At 66.7% G+C, this 18,649-nt stretch carries 17 protein-coding genes and 1 other RNA gene; 4 read left to right on the forward strand and 14 right to left on the reverse strand.

What is annotated here, in order from left to right:
• Positions 1–2 precede the first annotated feature (2 nt).
• The 14 genes from QTH87_RS10320 to gyrA all read right to left on the reverse strand — a co-directional run bounded on the left by QTH87_RS10320 (position 3) and on the right by gyrA (position 15,759).
• Positions 3–1,316, reverse strand: a complete 1,314-nt coding sequence (locus QTH87_RS10320; RefSeq protein ID WP_286608819.1) for a TRAP transporter large permease — start codon at positions 1,314–1,316, stop codon at positions 3–5.
• Between the two features lie 7 nt (positions 1,317–1,323).
• The gene (locus tag QTH87_RS10325; RefSeq protein WP_286608820.1) at positions 1,324–1,857 is read right to left on the reverse strand and encodes a TRAP transporter small permease; all 534 of its coding nucleotides are present in this window, start codon (positions 1,855–1,857) and stop codon (positions 1,324–1,326) included.
• 89 nt (positions 1,858–1,946) lie between these two features.
• Entirely contained in the window at positions 1,947–2,915 is a 969-nt protein-coding gene (locus QTH87_RS10330) for a TRAP transporter substrate-binding protein (RefSeq protein ID WP_286608821.1), read from the reverse strand.
• Positions 2,916–3,086: 171 nt separating this feature from the next.
• Positions 3,087–3,449: a ComEA family DNA-binding protein gene (locus QTH87_RS10335; protein ID WP_286608822.1), complete on the reverse strand. Its 363-nt coding sequence runs from the start codon at positions 3,447–3,449 to the stop codon at positions 3,087–3,089.
• Positions 3,450–3,610: 161 nt separating this feature from the next.
• Positions 3,611–4,795, reverse strand: a complete 1,185-nt coding sequence (lapB, locus tag QTH87_RS10340; protein WP_286608823.1) for a lipopolysaccharide assembly protein LapB — start codon at positions 4,793–4,795, stop codon at positions 3,611–3,613.
• Complete coding sequence (locus tag QTH87_RS10345; protein WP_286608824.1) at positions 4,785–5,102, reverse strand: LapA family protein; 318 nt, start codon at positions 5,100–5,102, stop codon at positions 4,785–4,787. The genes lapB and QTH87_RS10345 overlap by 11 nt, the downstream gene beginning before the upstream one ends.
• Before the next feature lie 32 nt (positions 5,103–5,134).
• Entirely contained in the window at positions 5,135–5,452 is a 318-nt protein-coding gene (locus QTH87_RS10350; protein ID WP_286608825.1) for an integration host factor subunit beta, read from the reverse strand.
• A gap of 72 nt (positions 5,453–5,524) precedes the next feature.
• A complete protein-coding gene (gene rpsA / locus QTH87_RS10355; protein ID WP_286371265.1) occupies positions 5,525–7,210 on the reverse strand; it encodes a 30S ribosomal protein S1 in 1,686 nt (561 codons plus the stop codon).
• Between the two features lie 161 nt (positions 7,211–7,371).
• Positions 7,372–9,384 (reverse strand): bifunctional 3-phosphoshikimate 1-carboxyvinyltransferase/cytidylate kinase, encoded by a 2,013-nt coding sequence (locus tag QTH87_RS10360; RefSeq protein WP_286608826.1) that lies wholly within the window; start codon positions 9,382–9,384, stop codon positions 7,372–7,374.
• Positions 9,385–9,386: 2 nt separating this feature from the next.
• Entirely contained in the window at positions 9,387–10,265 is an 879-nt protein-coding gene (locus QTH87_RS10365; RefSeq protein WP_286608827.1) for a prephenate dehydrogenase, read from the reverse strand.
• Between the two features lie 12 nt (positions 10,266–10,277).
• On the reverse strand, positions 10,278–11,396 hold the full coding sequence (pheA, locus tag QTH87_RS10370) for a prephenate dehydratase (protein ID WP_286608828.1): 1,119 nt from the start codon (positions 11,394–11,396) through the stop codon (positions 10,278–10,280).
• A 21-nt stretch (positions 11,397–11,417) separates the two neighbouring features.
• Positions 11,418–12,485 (reverse strand): 3-phosphoserine/phosphohydroxythreonine transaminase, encoded by a 1,068-nt coding sequence (gene serC / locus QTH87_RS10375; protein ID WP_286609065.1) that lies wholly within the window; start codon positions 12,483–12,485, stop codon positions 11,418–11,420.
• 50 nt (positions 12,486–12,535) lie between these two features.
• Positions 12,536–13,114 carry a DUF2059 domain-containing protein gene (locus tag QTH87_RS10380; RefSeq protein ID WP_286608829.1) on the reverse strand — a complete coding sequence of 193 codons (579 nt, stop codon included), beginning with the start codon at positions 13,112–13,114 and terminating at the stop codon, positions 12,536–12,538.
• Positions 13,111–15,759, reverse strand: a complete 2,649-nt coding sequence (gyrA, locus tag QTH87_RS10385; RefSeq protein ID WP_286608830.1) for a DNA gyrase subunit A — start codon at positions 15,757–15,759, stop codon at positions 13,111–13,113. Before gyrA ends, QTH87_RS10380 begins: the two co-directional genes overlap by 4 nt.
• 225 nt (positions 15,760–15,984) lie before the next feature.
• On the opposite strand from gyrA, the gene ompA reads away from it, so the two are divergent.
• From ompA to ssrA, 4 genes are all read left to right on the forward strand, one after another.
• A complete protein-coding gene (gene ompA, locus QTH87_RS10390; RefSeq protein ID WP_286608831.1) occupies positions 15,985–16,635 on the forward strand; it encodes an outer membrane protein OmpA in 651 nt (216 codons plus the stop codon).
• Between the two features lie 106 nt (positions 16,636–16,741).
• Complete coding sequence (ubiG, locus tag QTH87_RS10395) at positions 16,742–17,461, forward strand: bifunctional 2-polyprenyl-6-hydroxyphenol methylase/3-demethylubiquinol 3-O-methyltransferase UbiG (RefSeq protein ID WP_286609066.1); 720 nt, start codon at positions 16,742–16,744, stop codon at positions 17,459–17,461.
• A complete protein-coding gene (gene gph, locus QTH87_RS10400; RefSeq protein WP_286608832.1) occupies positions 17,458–18,126 on the forward strand; it encodes a phosphoglycolate phosphatase in 669 nt (222 codons plus the stop codon). The genes ubiG and gph overlap by 4 nt, the downstream gene beginning before the upstream one ends.
• A gap of 12 nt (positions 18,127–18,138) precedes the next feature.
• Positions 18,139–18,526: a transfer-messenger RNA gene (gene ssrA / locus QTH87_RS10405) on the forward strand.
• Positions 18,527–18,649: the final 123 nt, after the last annotated feature.

The following is an 18,649-nucleotide window of genomic DNA, read 5'->3' on the forward strand; positions in this document are numbered from 1 at the left end:
GCCTACTTCTCGACGCCCATCACGACGTCGGGCAGGATCGTCACGATGCTCGGAAACACAGTGATCAGCACGATGCACAGCACGAGGCAGAAGAAGAACGGGATCGCCGCCCGGGCGATCACGTTGCTGTCCTTGCCGGTCATGTTCTGCAGCACGAAGAGGTTGAAGCCGACGGGCGGCGTCACCTCGGCGATCTCGACCAGCAGCACGATGAAGATGCCGAACCAGACCAGGTCGAAGCCGGCCTTCTGGATCATCGGCAGCACCACCGCACTGGTCAGCACGATCATCGAGATGCCGTCGAGCGCGGTGCCCAGCACCAGGTACACGATCACCAGCGCGCTGATCAGCGCGTAGGGCGACAGGTGCATCGAGTCGACCCATTCGGCCAGTTCGCGCGGGATGCCCGTGAACGCCATGGTCTTGGTCAGGAAGGCCGCACCGGCCAGGATGAACATGATCATGCAACTGGTGCGCGTGGCGCCCATGATGCCGTCCTTGAAATTCTTCCACGACAGGCTGCGGCCCCAGGCCGCGATCGCCAGCGAGCCCAGCACGCCGAAGGCCGCGCATTCGGTGGCGGTGGCCCAGCCCGCGATCAGCACCCAGACGATGAAGACGATCAGCAGCGCGCACGGGATCAGGTTGCCGGACAGGCGGATCTTCTCCATGAAGGTGGTCGGCGGATCGGCCGGCGGCACCTGGTCCGGATGGCGCAGGCTCCACCAGCCGATGTAGCCCGAGAACAGCACCATCAGCAGCAGGCCCGGCAGGAAGCCGGCCAGGAAGATGCGGATGATCGAGGCGTCCGCCGCCACCGCGTAGACCACCATCGTGATCGAAGGCGGGATCAGGATGCCGAGCGTGCCCGCGGTGGCCAGCGAGCCGATCGCGAGCTTCTCGTTGTAGCCGCGGCGCACCAGTTCGGGCAGCGCCACCTTGGCGATCGTGGCGCAGGTCGCCGCGGAAGAGCCCGAGACCGAGCCGAACACGCCGCAGCCCAGGATGGTGGTGTGCATGAGCCGCCCGGGCACGCGATTGAGCCAGGGCCGCAGGCCCTCGAACATCTCCTCGCTGAGCTTGGTGCGGAACAGGATCTCGCCCATCCAGATGAAGAGCGGCAGCGCCGCGAGCTCCCACGAGGCGTTCGACTCCCAGAACGACGAGAACAGGTTCTTCGCCGGCAGGGTGTTGGTGAAGAAGGCCTGGCCGACCCAGCCGACGATTGCCAGCGTCATCGCAATCCAGACGCCGCCGGCCAGCAGCACCAGCATGATGGCGAGCAGCAGCGCGCCCATCAGAAGAGTTTCGAGCATGAGCGCCTTAGACGTCCGAAGAGAAATCGCCCGCGGCGTGGCGTTCTTCCACCGCGCGCTGGTAGCTCGGCTTCTCGCCGCGCATGACGCCGACCAGTTCGTCGATCATCGCGATCAGCAACAGCCAGCATCCGAGCACGAAGGTCGACTGCGGGATCCAGATCGGGATCACGACCAGGCCGGTCGCCATCTCGGCGAACTCGTAGCTCTCCCAGGTGAAGCTGGTCGCCGACCAGGTGAGGTAGGCCACTGCGACCGCGGCAATGAGCAGGCAGCCGACGTCGAGCGTGCGCCGCACCCTGGGCGAGACCGCATCGAGCAGCAGCGTGACGCGCACGAAGTCGCCGTGCCGGAAGGCATGGGCCATCGCGAAGAAGGCCGCCGCGGCGCAGAGCCAGGCGACGACGTCATTGAGTCCGCTCACATGCCAGTTCATCTGGCGGCCGACGCCGGCCACGATCATCAGCACGAAGATCAGGAACACGCAGAACGCGCCCAGTGCCCCTGCGCCGTCGTACAGACGGTCGAGCCAGCGACGCATGGCTCAGTCCTTCCGCCGGGCCGCCCCAAGGGAGGCCTGCGCCCCCTCGGAGCGCAGCGGTACGCGAAGCGATGAGCGTGGGGGCTTCATCACTTTTTCTTGTAGGTGTCGACGATCGCGGCGCCGTCGGCGCCTGCGGCCTTGAGCCAGTCGGCCTGCATAATGCCGCCGACCTGGCGCATGTCGGTGTCGAGCTTGGGCGAAGGCTTGTGGATCTTCATGCCGCGCTCGGTCAGCAGGCGCTTGTATTCCTCGTTCTTTTCCTGCGCCACCTTCCACCCGCGCGCCTCTGCATCGGCGGCCGCCTTGGTGACCGCGGCCTTGGTTGCCGGGTCGAGCGCATCGAAGGCCTTCTGGTTCACGAGCACCGCGTTCTTTGGAATCCAGGCCTGCGTGTCGTAGAAATTCTTGATGTTCTCGTAGGTCTTGGTGTCGTAGCCGGTCGAGCCCGAGCTCATGTAGCTCTCGATCACGCCCGTCGCCATCGCCGCGCTCAGTTCGGCCTGCTGGATCTGCACCGGCTGGGCGCCGATCAGCTCCGCGATCTTGGCCGTGGCCGGGCTGTAGGCGCGCCACTTGATGCCGCGCAGGTCGGCCACCGAGCCGATCTCTTTCTTGGTGTAGATGCCCTGCGGCGCCCACGGCACCATGAACAGCACCTTGATGCCCTGGGCCGCGAGCAGCTTTTCCATCGCCGGCTTGGAGGCGTCGTAGAGCTTCTTCGCTTCCGGATAAGTGGTGGCCAGGAAGGGCACGCCGTCCAGTGCGTAGATCGGGTTCTCGTTGGCGAAGTTGGCCAGCAGGATCTCGCCCGCCTGGGCCTGGCCGCTCTGCACCGCACGCTTGATCTCGGGCGCCTTGAAGAGCGACGCATTGGCGTGCACCGTGACCTTGAGTTTGCCGCCCGTGGCCGCGTCGACGTCCTTGGCGAACTGCGTGATGTTCTCGGTGTGGTAGTTGGTGGCCGGATAGGCCGTGGGCAGGTCCCACTTGGCTTGCGCGAATGCGGCTGCGCCGAGGGTGAGGCCGGCGAGTGCGATGCCGAACTTGTGATTCATGGGCTCTCCAGATGCGTGCGGAAATGAAAAAAGGCGCTCGGCAGCATACGTGCAAATATCGGGCCATCGCTCGGGCCTTTCCCTGCCATCGTCCGGCATGCACCAGACAAACGAAAGCCGCCCGGAGGCGGCTCGTGAGCGGCGAGGGCGCCTGCGCGCCGCAGGGCGCGATCAGGGCCTGGCCGGCGGCTTGCTGGCCGGGACGGCGGCCTTCTTGGGCTCGACCCTGGGTTCGTTCTTGGCGACCTGTGTCGGTGCGGGCGCGGCACCGAAGGTCTTGCCGTTCACCGTGAGGCCCTCGGTCGACAACTTGGTCGCAGCCTTCTCCTTCACGCCCTTGACCCGCGCCATGAAGTCGGCCCAGTCCTTGAACGGCGCTTCCTTGCGCGCATCGACGATGCGCTTGGACATCGCGGGGCCGATGCCCTTGAGGGTGCCGAGCTCGGCGTCGGTCGCCTTGTTGGCATCGACGGCCGCTGCCCAGGAGGCGACGGCGAACAGCGTGGCCGCGAGGGCCAGGATCATCTTCTTCATTGTTGAACTCCCTGACTTTTGAATGGGAAGCGCCGAGGCGCTCCACCGGCCGCCGAGTGCGCCCGGCGAAATCATGATAGTCAGGAGGGTGCGTCCGGGGCGCGGCCGACGTCCGGCTCGCGGTGCAGCGAAATCCGCGCCGGGGGGCAGACGCGGCCGAGCTAGAGCTCTTCGACGCGCCGCGGCGGATAGCTGTCCCAGGCCTGGCAGCCCGGGCAGTGCCAGAAGTACTGGTGAGCCTCGAAGCCGCAGGCCGCGCAGCGATAGCGCATCAGCGGCCGCGTGGCCTGGTCGAGCGATCGCTGCACCTGCGGATGGAACTCCTCGTGCTCGAAGCGTTCGCCGGCGAGCCAGCGCGAGGCCGCGACCAGCGACGGATGGTGGGCGAGGTGGGCGATATAGCCGTCGCGGGGCTCGGCCGTCATCGCGGTGTCCGAGGACGCATCCTCCGGCAGCGCCGGCAAGCCGCCCAGCGCGATGATCGCCTCGAGCACGTCGATCGAGGGCGACGCCATGTAGCGGCGCTGTAGCAGGGCGAGCGCTTCGCCCGAGCGCTGCGAAGCCACCGCCGCCTGCTGCAGCGCGGCGGCATAGAGCGGCAGCGCGAGCGGCGCGGTTTCGCTCAGGGCCGACAGCGTCTCGAAGGCAGCCGCGGCTTCGCCGTTGCGCAGCTGCAGCGTGGCGGTATCGATTGCCGGCCGCGGCGCCTCGGGCGCGAGCGCGACGGCCTGCTGCAGAAGGCGCGTCGCCGCGGGCAGATCGCCGGCCGCCACGCGCTCGGCGGCCTGCTCGCACAGGTGGTGTGCGCGGCGCGTGCCGTAGCTGGCCTGGTCGGATTCGTCGAGCTTCTGCGCCACGTCCTCGGCCTGTGCCCATTCGCGCGAACGCTCGTAGATGGCCAGCAGCGAGAGGCGGGCCTCGTTCTCGTAGCGCGTGCCCTCGAGCTTCTGCAGGGCGGCCTCGGCACGATCGAGCAGGCCGGCGCGCAGAAAGTCCTGGGCCAGCGCGTGCTGCGCGCGGTCGCGATCGGCGCGGCTCAGGTCGCCGCGTCCCAGCAGGTGCTCGTGCACCCGCACCGCGCGCTGGTATTCGCCGCGTCGGCGGAACAGGTTGCCGAGCGCGAAGTGCAGTTCCTGCGTGTCGGGGTCGTTCTGCACCGCCTCGATGAAGGCGTCGATGGCCTGGTCCTGCTGCTCGTTGAGCAGGAAATTGAGCCCGCGGAAGTACGCCTTGGGGGCCTGCCGGTTCTCCATCTTGAGTTGCCGCAGGTCGAAGCGCGAGGCCAGCCAGCCGAGCACGAACGCGATCGGCAGGCCCAGCAGCAGCCAGCTGAGATCAAAGTCCATGTTGGCGAACGGCGGGCAGGTCGGTGGCGGGAACGGCGGGCGTGGGCGCCGACGCAGCGGCGGTCGGCTTGCTCGGCGCGGCCGGCAATTGCGAGGCCGCGCTGCGGTGCTTCCACCAGCCCGGCAGCATGCCGAGCGCCCCCACCACGAGGCCGCCCGCGAAGGCGGCCAGCACGACCAGGACGAGCGGCGCTCGCCAAGAGGTGCCGAAGAAGAAGTACACCGTGGCGTCGTGCTGGTTGTTGAGCGCGAAGGCGAAGAGGGTAAAAAAAATGGCTGCCTTGAGCAGCCACAGGAGGTATTTCATGCGGGTCCCCGATGGCCGGGGAATTCTATGCCTCAGCGGGCCTTGTTCTTCTCGGCCTGGAGGATCGTGGTCTGTGCGTCCACCGCTTCGCGCAGCGCCTTGCCGGGCTTGAAGTGCGGCACGCGCTTCTCGGGAATCTGCACGCTCTCGCCCGAACGCGGATTGCGTCCGATGCGGGGTGGTCGGCGGTTCACCGTGAAGCTGCCGAAGCCTCGTATCTCGATGCGGTGTCCGCGCACCAGCGCATCGCCCATCGCATCGAGGATGGTCTTCACGGCGTATTCGGCGTCGCGGTGCGTGAGCTGGGCAAAACGGGCTGCGAGTTCTTCGACGAGATCGGAGCGGGTCATGGCATCACAAAGGAGAAGACGAAAAAAAAGACAGGGCGGCGCCGGGCGCCGACCCTGTCCTCGTGACCCGGATTACTTGTCCGAGTTGTCCAGCTTGGCGCGCAGCAGGGCGCCCAGGCTCGTCGTGCCCGCGTTCTCGCGTGCCGACTGCTGGCTCAGGCTGGCCATGGCGCCTTGTTCGTCGACCATGTCCTTCTGCTTGATCGACAGTTGGATGTTGCGGGTCTTGCGATCCACGTTGACCACCACGGCCGTGACTTCGTCGCCTTCCTTGAGCACGTTGCGTGCATCTTCCACGCGGTCGCGGGAGATTTCGCTGGCGCGCAGGTAGCCGATGATGTCTTCGCCGAGGTCGATCTCGGCGCCGCGGGCGTCAACCGTCTTGACCTTGCCGGTCACGATCTGGCCCTTGTCGTTCACCGTGGTGAAGGTGGTGAACGGATCGCTGTCGAGCTGCTTGATGCCCAGCGAGATGCGTTCGCGGTCGACGTCGACTGCCAGCACGATCGCTTCGACTTCCTGGCCCTTCTTGTAGTTGCGAACGGCGGTTTCGCCGGTTTCGTTCCACGAGAGGTCAGACAGGTGAACCAGGCCGTCGATGCCGGCAGCCAGACCCACGAACACGCCGAAGTCGGTGATCGACTTGATCGGGCCCTTGACGCGGTCGCCGCGCTTGGTGTTCTGCGCGAATTCCTGCCACGGGTTGGCCTTGCACTGCTTCATGCCCAGGCTGATGCGGCGCTTGTCTTCGTCGATCTCGAGGACCATGACTTCGACTTCGTCGCCGAGCGAGACGATCTTGTTCGGCGCGATGTTCTTGTTGGTCCAGTCCATTTCGGAGACGTGCACCAGGCCTTCGATGCCGGGTTCGAGTTCGACGAACGCGCCGTAGTCGGCGATGTTCGTGACCTTGCCGAACAGGCGGGTCGATTGCGGGTAGCGGCGCGAGACGCCCATCCACGGATCGTCACCCATCTGCTTCAGACCCAGCGAGACACGGTTCTTCTCGGTGTCGAACTTGAGGATCTTGGCGGTGATTTCCTGGCCGGCCTGAACGACTTCGCTCGGGTGGCGAACACGGCGCCATGCCATGTCGGTGATGTGCAGCAGGCCGTCGATGCCGCCGAGGTCGACGAACGCACCGTATTCGGTGATGTTCTTGACGACGCCGCGCACGACTGCGCCTTCCTTCAGGGTTTCCATCAGCTTGGCGCGTTCTTCGCCCATGCTGGCTTCGACCACGGCACGGCGCGACAGCACGACGTTGTTGCGCTTGCGGTCGAGCTTGATGACCTTGAATTCGAGGGTCTTGTTCTCGTACGGGGTCAGGTCCTTGATCGGACGCGTGTCGATCAGCGAACCCGGCAGGAAGGCGCGGATGCCGTTGACCAGCACCGTGAGGCCGCCCTTGACCTTGCCGCTCGTGGTGCCGGTGACGAAGTCGCCGGATTCGAGGGCCTTCTCGAGCGCGAGCCACGAAGCGAGGCGCTTGGCGGTGTCACGCGAGAGGATGGTGTCGCCGTAGCCGTTCTCGACGCTGCCGATGGCCACGGAAACGAAATCGCCGGCCTGGACTTCGAGTTCGCCCTTGTCGTTCTTGAACTCTTCGATCGGCACGTAGGCTTCGGACTTGAGGCCAGCGTTGACGACGACGTGGTTGTGTTCGACACGCACGACTTCGGCGGTGATGACCTCACCGGTGCGCATCTCGGAACGCTTCAGGGATTCTTCGAATAGGTCGGCAAAAGATTCAGACATGTGTTTTTCCTTCCGTCAGGCAGGGTTTGCAGCAGCACCATTGCGACTGGCTTGGTCTGGAGACGGCGGTTGGGTGGGCTGAGGGCCCGGTTAGGGTTGAACAACCGGCAAGGCCGATGCGCTGTCGCGCGGCGGGGACCCTGCCGGATCGAAAACACCGCTCAAGCGGACTCGAACGGTTGTGCTTGCTGCCACCAGTCCAGCACCTGCACGACCGATTGCTCGATCGTCTGATGGGAGTTGTCCAGGAGGCGGGCATCAGGCGCCGGCTTGAGTGGCGCGACCGGTCGGGACGAGTCCCGGAGGTCGCGCGCTTCCAGGTCGGCGCGAAGACTGTCGATATTAGCAGGAATTCCCTTTGAAATCAACTGCTTATGCCGCCGTTCGGCGCGGTGCGCGGCGCTCGCGGTCAGGTAGACCTTGAGCGGGGCGTCGGGGAAGATCACGGTGCCCATGTCGCGGCCGTCGGCGACCAGCCCCGGCAGGCGCCGGAAGCTGCGCTGCAGCGCCAGCAGCGCGCTGCGCACAGCCGGCAGGGCCGACACGCGCGAGGCATCCATGCCTGCGGCCTCGCTGCGGATGGTGTCGCTGACGTCCTCGCCCGCGAGCAGGACCTTGCCCTCGCTGAAACGCAGCGGCAGGGTGCGCGCGAGTTCGGCGATGCGAGCTTCGTCGGCGGGCTCGGGCTCGAGGCCGTTGCGGCGCATCACGAGGCCGGTCACGCGGTAGAGCGAGCCCGAATCCAGGTAGTGGTAGCCGAGCCGGCGCGCCACCTCGACCGTCAGCGTGCCCTTGCCCGACGCCGTCGGGCCGTCGATGCAGATCACGGGTACCTCGCGTGCCTCGGCGACCGAGAACAGGGTCTCGAAGTAGTCGGGGAAGGTCTTGGCGACGCAATGCGGCTCGAGGATCCGCACCGGCACCGCGGCGGGATTGAAGGCCGCCAGCGAGAAGCACATCGCCACCCGGTGGTCGTCGTAGGTGCGGATCGAGGCCGGTCGCCAGCCGGTGGCCGCGAGCGGATGCACGCGCAGGAAATCGGGGCCGTCTTCCACCGTGGCGCCGAGCTTGCGCAGCTCGGCCGCCATGGCGTCGATGCGGTCGGTTTCCTTCACGCGCCAGCTCGCGATGTTGCGCAGCGTGCTCGGGGCGTCGGCATAGAGCGCCATCACGGCCAGCGTCATGGCGGCGTCCGGGATGTGATTGGCGTCGATGTCGATCGCCTTCAGGGGCCAGCTTCCGCGCGAGACCGCGAGCCAGTTGGCACCGCTCGTGACCTCGGCGCCCATCCGGCGCGCCGCCTCGACGAAGCGGATGTCGCCCTGGATCGAGTCGGCGCCCACGCCCTCGATGCGGATGCCGTTGCCCTCCGCGATCGCGCCGAGCGCGATGAAGTAGCTCGCAGACGAGGCGTCGGCCTCGACGTGGATGTCGCCGGGCGAGCGGTAGCGGCTGCCGGCCGGGATGGTGAAGCGCTGCCAGCCTTCTCGCACCACCTCGATGCCGAAGCGCGCGAGCAGGTTCAGCGTGATCTCGATGTAGGGCTTGGAGATCAGTTCGCCGACCACTTCGATGACGATGTCGCGTCCTGCCGGCGCCGATGCGCCTGCGCAGAGCGGGAGCGCGAGCAGGAGGGCGGTGAGGAACTGGCTGGAGACGTCGCCGCGCACGCGGATCGGGGCATCGAGCTGCAGCGCCTCGGGCGCCACCGGATGGATGCGCAGCGGCGGATAGCCCGGGTTGCCCAGGTAGTCGATGCGGCAGCCGAGCTGGGTCAGCGCGTCGACCAGGTCGCCGATCGGGCGCTCGTGCATGCGCGGCACGCCGCGCAGCTCGAACTCCCCGCCGAGCAGCGCCAGCGCCGCGGTCAGCGGCCGCATGGCGGTGCCGGCATTGCCGAGGAAAAGCGAGGCCGAGGCGGTGCCGAGTTGGCCGCCGAGTCCGGTGATGCGCAGCCGGTCGCCGTCGCGTTCGATGGCGCAGCCCAGGGCGGCCAGCGCATCGAGCATCACGCGCGTGTCGTCGGAGTCGAGCAGGTCGTGCACCGTGGTCGTGCCGCTGGCCAGCGCGGCGAGCAGCAGCACGCGGTTCGAGATGCTCTTGGAGCCAGGCAGGCGCACCGTGCCGGCGGCGCCCGCGAGCGCCGGCAGATCGAGAAAGGGAGTCGAGAACATGGTCAGTCGGGAGAAGCGGCCGTGCCGGGCTGCCATGCGCCGCGCACCCGGCTGGCGGCCGCAATCGCGTCCTCGAGCGCCTGGCTGTCGCCGGTTCGCATCAGCGCCTCGAGTTCGGCCAGCGCCTCGCGGAAGGCGCGCGACTGCAGCAGCACCTGCTCGCGGTTGGCGAGCAGGACGTCGCGCCACATCGTCGGATCGCTGGCCGCGATGCGGGTGAAATCGCGAAAGCCCGGGCCGGCCAGCTCGAGAAAGCGTTCGCCTTGCGGATCACGCGCCAGCGCGTTGGTGAAGGCGAAGGCCAGCAGGTGGGGCAGGTGGCTGACGGCGGCAAAGGCGCCGTCGTGCGCCTCGGGCGTCATCGTGACCACCTTGGCGCCGATGCCGGTCCAGACCTTGGCCGCGCGCTGCACGTTGGAGCGCAGCGTGGCCTTGATCGGCGTCAGCACCACCTGGCGCCCGGTGTAGAGGTCGACGTCGGCATGCTCGACGCCGGCCACTTCCTTGCCCGCAATAGGGTGCGCGGGGACGAAGGCGCCGATCTGGTCCTGCAGCCCGCGGCGCGCGGCTTCGATGACGTCGCCCTTGGTCGAGCCGACGTCCATCACCAGCGTCTTCGCCGTGATGCCGTGGCGGATCGCCTTGAAGGTCTGCTCGGAAGCTCCCACCGGCACCGCGATCAGCACCAGGTCGGCGCCCGAAATGGCGAGCAGCGCCGATGGCGCCGCGACGTCGATCACACCGAGCTGACGCGCCCGCTCGGTGGTCGACGGCGACTTGCTGTAGCCCACCACGCGCTTCACGAGCCTGGCGCGCTTGAGCGCCAGCGCGAACGATCCGCCCATCAAACCGCAGCCGATCAGGCCCAACTGTTCGAACATCGTCGGGCTGCCTCAGGCTTTGATGGGATAGGCGCCGAGGACCTTGTAGAACGCGCACAGTTTGCGCAGTTCGACCAGCGCGGCGGCGACGTTGGGCTGCGAGGGGTGCCCGTCGAGGTCGATGTAGAAGTAGTACTCCCACTGCCCGGTGCGCGCCGGACGCGACTCGAAGCGGGTCATCGACACGTTGTTGGCCTTGAGCGGCACCAGCAGGTCGTGCACCGCGCCGGGCTGGTTCGGCACCGAGACCACGAGGCTGGTGCAGTCGCGGCCCGAGGCCGGCGGCATCGCGAGCGTCTGCGGCAGGCAGATGACGGCGAAGCGCGTGCGGTTGTAGGAGTCGTCCTGGATCGCGTGGGCCACGATGTGCAGACCGAAGCGGGTCGCGGCGCGTTCGCTCGCGAGCGCGGCCCAGCCCGGGTTGGTGGCTGCCAGGCGGGCGCCCTCGGCGTTGCTCGAGACAGCGCGCCGCTCGGCGTTCGGCAGGTGCTTGGACAGCCAGGTCTGGCACTGGGCCAGCGCCTGCGGATGGGCCAGCACCGCCTCGATGCCTTCGAGCGAATTGCTCGAGCGCAGCAGGTGGTGCCGCACCAGCAGGCTGACCTCGCCGACCACGTGGGTGGGCGAATGCAGGAACAGGTCGAGCGATCGCGTGACCACGCCCTCGGTGGAGTTCTCGACGCCGACCACGCCGTACTGGGCGCTGCCGGCGGCGGTGGCGTGGAAGACCTCGTCGAAGCTCGCGCAATAGACCAGGTCGGCGGCGCCGCCGAAGTATTCGACGGCAGCCTGCTCGCAGAAGGTGCCCTCGGGGCCCAGCACCGCGACCCGCTGCGGCGATTCGAGCGCCAGGCAGGCCGACATGATCTCGCGCCAGATGGCCGCCACGTGCAGCGACTTGAGCGGCCCGCCGTTCGTCTGCTGCATCTTCTCGATCACCTGCGCGACGCGGTCGGGCCGGAAGAAGGGCGTGCCCTCGCGCTTCTTGACCTCGCCCACCTGCTCGGCCACGCGGGCGCGGCGGTTCAGGAGGTCGAGCAGCTGCTGGTCGAGCGAGTCGATCTGCACGCGCAGATCGGCCAGGCCGGCGGAGGGTTCGGGAGTGGAAGGCGGTGGTGCTGAGGCGGTCATTCGGTCGGCTGCACGCGCCTTCTAGGCACGCGAGCGCTCGAATTCTCGCATGTAGCCCACGAGCGCCTGCACGCCGGCCAGCGGCATCGCGTTGTAGATGCTCGCGCGCATGCCGCCCACCGACTTGTGGCCCTTGAGCTGCAGCAGTCCGGCTGCGCGCGCACCGGCCAGGAAGGCCTCGTTGCGTGCCTCGTCGGCCAGGAAGAAGGGCACGTTCATGCGCGACCGGCAACCGGGATCGACCTTGTTGAGGTAGAAGTCCGAGCCGTCGATGAAGTCGTAGAGCAGCTTCGCCTTGGCAACGTTGCGCGCCTGAATCGCGGCCACGCCCGTGAGCGCGCCTTCGGTCTGGGCCTTGAGCCACTGGAAGGTCAGGCCCGCGACGTAGATGCCCCAGGTCGGCGGCGTGTTGTACATCGAGCCGTTGTCGGCGACGGTCTTGTAGTTGAAGGCGCTCGGGCAGATCTCGAGCGCATGGCCCAGCAGGTCGTCGCGCACGATCACGATCGTGAGGCCGGCCGGTCCGAGGTTCTTCTGGGCGCCGCCGAAGGCCAGGCCCACGCGCGACCAGTCGACCGGTCGCGACGCCACGTGCGAGGAAAAGTCGATCACCAGCGGCGCCTTGCTGCCGAGCGCCGCCAGGTCGGGCAGCTGCTGGAACTCGATGCCGTTGATGGTCTCGTTGGTGCACACATGCACGTACGAGGCGTCGGCCGACAGCTTCCAGCCGGCCGGATCGGGGAGCCGCGTGTGGCCGTCTTCGGCATTGCTCGCGACCACCGCCGCCTCGCAATAGCGTCGGGCTTCCTTGTGCGACTTGATGCTCCAGCTGCCCGTGACGACGAAGTCGGCACGGCCGCCGCGCGACAGGTTCATCGGTACGATGGCGTTCTCGCCGAGCCCGCCGCCCTGCATGAACAGGATGTGGAACTGCGACGGCACCGCAAGCAGCTCACGCAGATCGGCTTCGGCCTGCGCGCAGATCGCGCCGAACTCCTTGCCGCGATGGCTCATTTCCATCACGCCCATGCCGCTGCCGTTCCAGTCGAGCATCTCGGCGGCGGCGCGCTGCAGCACCGCCTCCGGCATCGCGGCCGGACCGGCGGAGAAGTTGTACGGGCGCGGACCCGCGGCCGTGGTCACTTCTTCGGCGGCGCCTTGGCAGGCGCTGCGGCCTTTGCCGGCGCGGGACCGGTGGGGGCGCCCAGGGCCTTCGCCACGGCGGCGTCGAGTGCGACCATCTTCGGCTCGATCGAGGCGCGGGTCTCGGCCACGAGCTTCTCGGTCAGCGCGGTCTGCAGCTTGGGGTTCACTTCCTGGTACTTCTTGCTGAGCGGCGAGCTGATCCAGGCCATGAGCTGCTTGAGCTCTTCTTCGCTGAAGTTCTGTTCCATGATCGGCGTCAGGGCACCCGGTGCCAGTTGCAGCGCCTTGTCACGCACGATCGGATAGGACTCCTCGAAGTACTTGCGCAGCTCCGCATCGGCGGCCTTGGCGGCGGCTTCGCGCTTTTCGGCCGGCACCTGGGTCTGCAGGTACTGCGAGCCGGCCTGTGCGATCGGGGCGCTCGACTGTTCGACCAGGCCGCGGGCCAGCGATTCGATGCCGGGACGTTGCAGGTCGATGAAGTTCTTGATCAGAGTCGCCTTGTCCTGCGCCATGGCCAGCGAGCTGCCGGCAAGCGCGACCGTCAGGATCGCGAGTTTGATTTTTTTCACTGGGGATTCTCCGTTGAAGATGGGATGGATGGGTCGTCGGCGCCGGGCTCGTTCTCGAGATTCGCGTCATTTTCGACGATGCGCTGCAGCCCGCTGAGCTTGGCGCCTTCGTCGAGTCCGATCAGGGTGACGCCTTGCGTCGCACGCCCCAGTTCGCGGATTTCGGAGACTCGGGTGCGCACGAGGACACCCTTGTCGGTGATGAGCATGATCTCGTCGTCCGCATGCACGAGAGTCGCAGCCACCACCTTGCCGTTACGTTCACTCTGTTGAATCGCGATCATGCCCTTGGTTCCCCGGCCATGGCGCGTGTACTCGGTAATGCTTGTTCTTTTTCCGTAACCGTTCTCGGTCGCGGTCAGCACGCTCTGGGCTTCGTCCTCGGCCACCAGCATGGCAATCACGCCCTGGCCGTCCTCGAGCGTCATGCCACGCACGCCGCGTGCGTTGCGGCCCATCGGCCGGACGTCGTTCTCGTCGAAGCGCACGGCCTTGCCGCCGTCGGAGAACAGCATCACGTCGTGGGCGCCGTCGGTCAGTGCGGCGCCGATGAGGTAGTCGCCCGGATCGAGGTCGACCGCGATGATGCCGGCCTTGCGCGGGTTGCTGAACTCGTCGAGCGCGGTCTTCTTGACGGTGCCCATCGAGGTCGCCATGAAGACGTACTGGTTGGGCGGGAAGGTGCGCTTCTCGCCGGTGAGCGCCAGCACGACGTTGATCTTCTCGCCTTCCTGCAGCGGGAACATGTTGACGATCGGGCGGCCGCGCGAGCCGCGCGACCCTGCCGGCACTTCCCAGACCTTGAGCCAGTAGAGCCGGCCGCGGTTCGAGAAGCACAGGATGTAGTCGTGCGTGTTCGCGATGAACAGCTGGTCGATCCAGTCGTCTTCCTTGGTCGCCGTGGCCTGCTTGCCCCGGCCGCCGCGCTTCTGGGCCCGGTACTCGCCGAGCGGCTGGCTCTTGATGTAGCCGCTGTGGGACAGCGTCACTACCATGTCGGTGGGCGTGATCAGGTCCTCGGTGGAAAGGTCGAAGGCGCTGTGCTCGACCAGGCTGCGACGGGCGCCGAGCTTGGTCTGGCCGAACTCCTGCTTGATGGCGCCGAGCTCGTCGGCGATGATGACCGACACGCGTTCGGGCTTGGCAAGGATGTCGAGCAGGTCGTCGATCTCGGCCATCACTTCCTTGTATTCGGCGACGATCTTGTCCTGCTCGAGGCCGGTCAGGCGCTGCAGCCGCATCTGCAGGATTTCCTGGGCCTGCGTCTCCGAGAGCTTGTAGAGGCCGTCCGCATGCATGCCGAACTCGCGCTCGAGGCCGTCCGGGCGGTAGTCGTCGGCGTTGATCGTGCCGCCGTCGGCGCGCGTGCGGGTGAGCATCTCGCGCACCAGCTTGCTGTCCCAGGCGCGGGTCATGAGCTCGGCCTTGGCCACCGGCGGCGTCGGCGCGTTGCGGATGATCGCGATGAACTCGTCGATGTTGGCCAGCGCCACCGCCAGGCCTTCCAGCACGTGGCCGCGCTCGCGCGCCTTGCGCAGCGTGAACACGGTGCGGCGCGTCACCACTTCGCGGCGGTGCTGCAGGAAGACCTGGATCAGGTCCTTGAGGTTGCACAGCTTGGGCTGGCCGTCGACCAGCGCCACCATGTTGATGCCGAAGGTGTCCTGCAGCTGCGTCTGCTTGTAGAGGTTGTTGAGCACGACCTCGGGCACCTCGCCGCGCTTGAGCTCGATCACGAGGCGCATGCCCGACTTGTCGGACTCGTCCTGGATGTGGCTGATGCCTTCGATCTTCTTCTCGTGCACCAGCTCGGCCATGCGCTCCTGCAGCGTCTTCTTGTTGACCTGGTAGGGCAGCTCGTCGACGATGATCGCCTGGCGCTGGCCGCGGTCGATGTCCTCGAAGTGGCATTTGGCGCGCATCACGACCTTGCCACGGCCGGTGCGGTAGCCGTCCTTGATGCCGTTGATGCCGTAGATGATGCCGGCGGTGGGGAAGTCGGGCGCCGGCACGATCTCCATCAGATCGTCGATGCTGGCGTCGGGATGGCGCAGCAGGTGCAGGCAGGCGTCGACCACCTCGTTCAGGTTGTGCGGCGGAATATTGGTCGCCATGCCGACCGCGATCCCGCCGGCGCCATTGACCAGCAGATTCGGCAGTTTGCTGGGCAATACCAGCGGTTCTTTTTCCGAGCCGTCGTAATTCGGACCGAAATCGACCGTTTCCTTGTCGATATCGCCGAGCATTTCGTGCGCGATTTTTGCTAGCCGGATTTCGGTATAGCGCATCGCTGCCGCCATATCGCCGTCCACCGAGCCGAAATTGCCCTGGCCGTCGACCAGCATGTGGCGCATCGAGAAGTTCTGCGCCAGCCGGACGATGGTGTCGTAGACCGACTGGTCGCCGTGCGGGTGGTACTTGCCGATGACGTCGCCGACGATACGGGCCGACTTCTTGTAGGGCCGGTTCCAGTCGTTGTTGAGCTCGTGCATGGCGAACAGCACCCGCCGATGCACCGGTTTGAGGCCGTCGCGGGCGTCGGGCAGGGCCCGGCCGACAATCACGCTCATGGCGTAATCGAGGTAGCTGCGGCGCATTTCCTCTTCGAGGCTGATGGGCAGGGTTTCTTTGGCGAACGAGGTCATGGGCGGCACGCTGACGGGCAAGGAGGCGGAATTTTACGCTGCGGAGGGTGTCGCACCGCCGCAACACAAGGCCGCTATTCCGCCTCAGTCCTACGCTTCCGGGGCGTCCGGCGGGGTGTTTGACAAAGACCCTATGGCACAATCGCCTCAACGTTTTGGGTGGTGGTCACTTAAAGCGTCCTTGATTCGCAGCGCGGCTGCGGCTTTTTCCCCAAGAGGAGAACCATGAAGAAACTGAATAAAGTGGCGATGATGTTTGCAGTCGCTGCGCTCGCCACTGCCGCCGGCGCGCAGACCCGTGTCACCGCTGCGAATGGCGGCCCGGTCATCGACAACTGGCAGAACGGCACTGGCGAACTGGTCTGGAAGAACGGCACCAACGAACTGTGCTGGCGCGATGCCAACTGGACGCCCGCAACGGCTGCCGCTGGTTGCGACGGTGCTCTGGTTCCCGCCGCTCCCGTGGCTGCTGCTCCTGCTCCGGCTCCGGTTCCCCCGGCTCCTCCGGCAGTGGCCGCTTCGAAGGTCACCTTCGCTGCTGACACCTTCTTCGACTTCGACAAGTCTGTCCTGAAGCCCGAAGGCCGCGCCAAGCTCGACGACCTGGTGTCGAAGATCAAGGACCTGAACCTGGAAGTCATCATCGCCGTGGGTCACACCGACTGGATCGGTACCGTTGCGTACAACCAGAAGCTGTCGGTTCGCCGCGCTGAAGCCGTGAAGGCCTATCTCGTGTCCAAGGGCATCGAGAAGAACCGCATCTACACCGAAGGCAAGGGCAAGAGCCAGCCGATCGCCGACAACCGCACCGCCGAAGGCCGCGCCAAGAACCGTCGCGTGGAAATCGAAGTGGTCGGCACGCGCCCCAACAAGTGATCCGCAAGGACCGCTGACAAGAACCCCGCCTCGGCGGGGTTTTTTTATGGCCGCGCAGCCGCCTCGGCGCGCGGCTTTCCAATTCGCGACGTTTCATAATCGCTGCATGACAGATACCGTGAATGCCGATCCGGCAGAACTCGCCAAATTCTCAGAACTCGCGCACCGCTGGTGGGATCTCGAAAGCGAATTCCGACCATTGCACGAAATCAATCCGCTGCGCCTCGACTGGATCGACGGCATCTCCTCCCTGTCCGGCCGCAAGGTGCTCGACATCGGATGCGGCGGCGGCATCCTGGCCGACTCGATGGCGCGCAAGGGCGCCGAGGTGCTGGGCATCGACCTGGCCGACAAGGCGCTGAAAGTGGCGCAGTTGCATGCGCTCGAGGCGGGCACGCGCGGCGTGAAGTACCGTTCGGTCAGCGCCGAGGCGCTGGCGGCCGAGCAGCCGGGGAGCTTCGATATCGTCACCTGCATGGAAATGCTCGAACACGTGCCTGAACCGGGCTCGGTCGTCAAGGCCTGCGCCGATCTCGTGAAGCCCGGCGGCTGGGTCTTCTTCTCTACCATCAACCGGAACCTGAAGGCGTTCATGCTCGCGATCGTGGGTGCCGAGTACGTCCTCGGCATGCTGCCGCGCGGCACGCACGAATACCAGAAGCTGATCCGTCCCAGCGAACTGGCCGCCCATTGCCGTGCCGCCGGCCTCGACCTGCGCTTCACGCGGGGCCTCGAGCACAACCCGCTGACCCGGCGCTACTGGCTCAGCGGCGACACCAGCGTGAACTACATGTTCGCGACGCACAAGCCGGTGGCCGGATCGTGAGGCCGTCGCCCACCGATGCCGTCCTGTTCGACCTCGACGGCACGCTGATCGACAGCGCCCCCGACCTCGGCGCCGCCGCCGACCAGATGCGCACCGAGCGCGGCCTGGCCTCGTTGCCGCTGGCGCGCTATCGCCCGATGGCCGGTGCGGGTGCCCGCGGCATGCTCGGCGTGGCCTTCGGCATCACGCCGGATTCGGACGGTTTCGACCTACTGCGGGAGGAGTTCTTCGTCAAGTACGAAACGCGCATGCTGACCCACACGCGCGCCTTCGACGGCGTTGCCGAGCTGATCGAGGCCCTGAATGCGCGCGGCCTGCGCTGGGGCGTGGTGACCAACAAGCCGGAGCGCTTCACGCTGCCGCTCACGGCGGCGATGCCGCTGTTCGCGAGTGCCGGCGCGATCGTGAGCGGCGACACCACGCCGCATGCCAAGCCCCATCCGGAGCCGCTGCGCGAGGCGGCGCGTCGCATTGGCGTGCCGGCCGGGCGATGCATCTACGTCGGTGACGACGAACGCGACATCCAGGCAGGCCGTGCAGCCGGCATGCGGACGGTGGCTGCCAGCTACGGCTACATGGGCGAGAGGGCCGAAGTGGCGCGCTGGGACGCCGATGCGGCGATCGATTCGCCCATGGCGCTCTTGCAGTTGCTCGAACAGGCCTAAAATGGAGCGCTTGGGGCTGCACTGGTTTCGACGTGGGTTCGGAATCGCAGCGGTGCATGTCGAGCTGAATGCGCTCGTAAAACAGATTCAAACAAACTAACTGCAAACGACGAACGTTTCGCACTCGCCGCTTAATTGCCGGTGAGCTTTGCAACAGCAGGCCGATGGGCTGGGCAAGGGGGTGACGGAGCAATCCGGCGCCTCCCGGCTGCAAAGATAATCTACATGGGCTGGTCCTGATCCGGGTACCTTGGGTCGGGACGAGAAAATAGGGTGCTGGCGGCCGGTGTAGCGTGCGACTGCGCGACACCGGTGGCGAGACTCAAATCAGATCGCTAAACATGTAGATCTGCGCGAAGAAGGCTTGCGGACGGGGGTTCAAATCCCCCCAGCTCCACCAAACCACCAAACCCCCAGGGCGGGCAACCCCCTGGGGGTTTTGTTCGTTCGAGGCAGCCTGCGGGCGCGTTTTGCATCGCCGCCGTTTCTGCGCTCCAATCCACCGCGACAGCGATGCGCGAAA

The organism is Variovorax jilinensis, from assembly GCF_030316885.1.
Taxonomy (GTDB): Bacteria; Pseudomonadota; Gammaproteobacteria; order Burkholderiales; family Burkholderiaceae_C; genus Variovorax; species Variovorax jilinensis.

What these genes read in the sequence shown, in the direction of transcription:
- QTH87_RS10320 (WP_286608819.1), bottom strand. Translation starts at nt 1,316, where the DNA reads ATGCTCGAAACTCTTCTGATGGGCGCGCTGCTGCTCGCCATCATGCTG.
- QTH87_RS10325 (WP_286608820.1), bottom strand. Translation starts at nt 1,857, where the DNA reads ATGCGTCGCTGGCTCGACCGTCTGTACGACGGCGCAGGGGCACTGGGC.
- QTH87_RS10330 (WP_286608821.1), bottom strand. Translation starts at nt 2,915, where the DNA reads ATGAATCACAAGTTCGGCATCGCACTCGCCGGCCTCACCCTCGGCGCA.
- QTH87_RS10335 (WP_286608822.1), bottom strand. Translation starts at nt 3,449, where the DNA reads ATGAAGAAGATGATCCTGGCCCTCGCGGCCACGCTGTTCGCCGTCGCC.
- lapB (WP_286608823.1), bottom strand. Translation starts at nt 4,795, where the DNA reads ATGGACTTTGATCTCAGCTGGCTGCTGCTGGGCCTGCCGATCGCGTTC.
- QTH87_RS10345 (WP_286608824.1), bottom strand. Translation starts at nt 5,102, where the DNA reads ATGAAATACCTCCTGTGGCTGCTCAAGGCAGCCATTTTTTTTACCCTC.
- QTH87_RS10350 (WP_286608825.1), bottom strand. Translation starts at nt 5,452, where the DNA reads ATGACCCGCTCCGATCTCGTCGAAGAACTCGCAGCCCGTTTTGCCCAG.
- rpsA (WP_286371265.1), bottom strand. Translation starts at nt 7,210, where the DNA reads ATGTCTGAATCTTTTGCCGACCTATTCGAAGAATCCCTGAAGCGTTCC.
- QTH87_RS10360 (WP_286608826.1), bottom strand. Translation starts at nt 9,384, where the DNA reads ATGTTCTCGACTCCCTTTCTCGATCTGCCGGCGCTCGCGGGCGCCGCC.
- QTH87_RS10365 (WP_286608827.1), bottom strand. Translation starts at nt 10,265, where the DNA reads ATGTTCGAACAGTTGGGCCTGATCGGCTGCGGTTTGATGGGCGGATCG.
- pheA (WP_286608828.1), bottom strand. Translation starts at nt 11,396, where the DNA reads ATGACCGCCTCAGCACCACCGCCTTCCACTCCCGAACCCTCCGCCGGC.
- serC (WP_286609065.1), bottom strand. Translation starts at nt 12,485, where the DNA reads ATGCCGGAGGCGGTGCTGCAGCGCGCCGCCGCCGAGATGCTCGACTGG.
- gyrA (WP_286608830.1), bottom strand. Translation starts at nt 15,759, where the DNA reads ATGACCTCGTTCGCCAAAGAAACCCTGCCCATCAGCCTCGAAGAGGAA.
- ompA (WP_286608831.1), top strand. Translation starts at nt 15,985, where the DNA reads ATGAAGAAACTGAATAAAGTGGCGATGATGTTTGCAGTCGCTGCGCTC.
- ubiG (WP_286609066.1), top strand. Translation starts at nt 16,742, where the DNA reads ATGACAGATACCGTGAATGCCGATCCGGCAGAACTCGCCAAATTCTCA.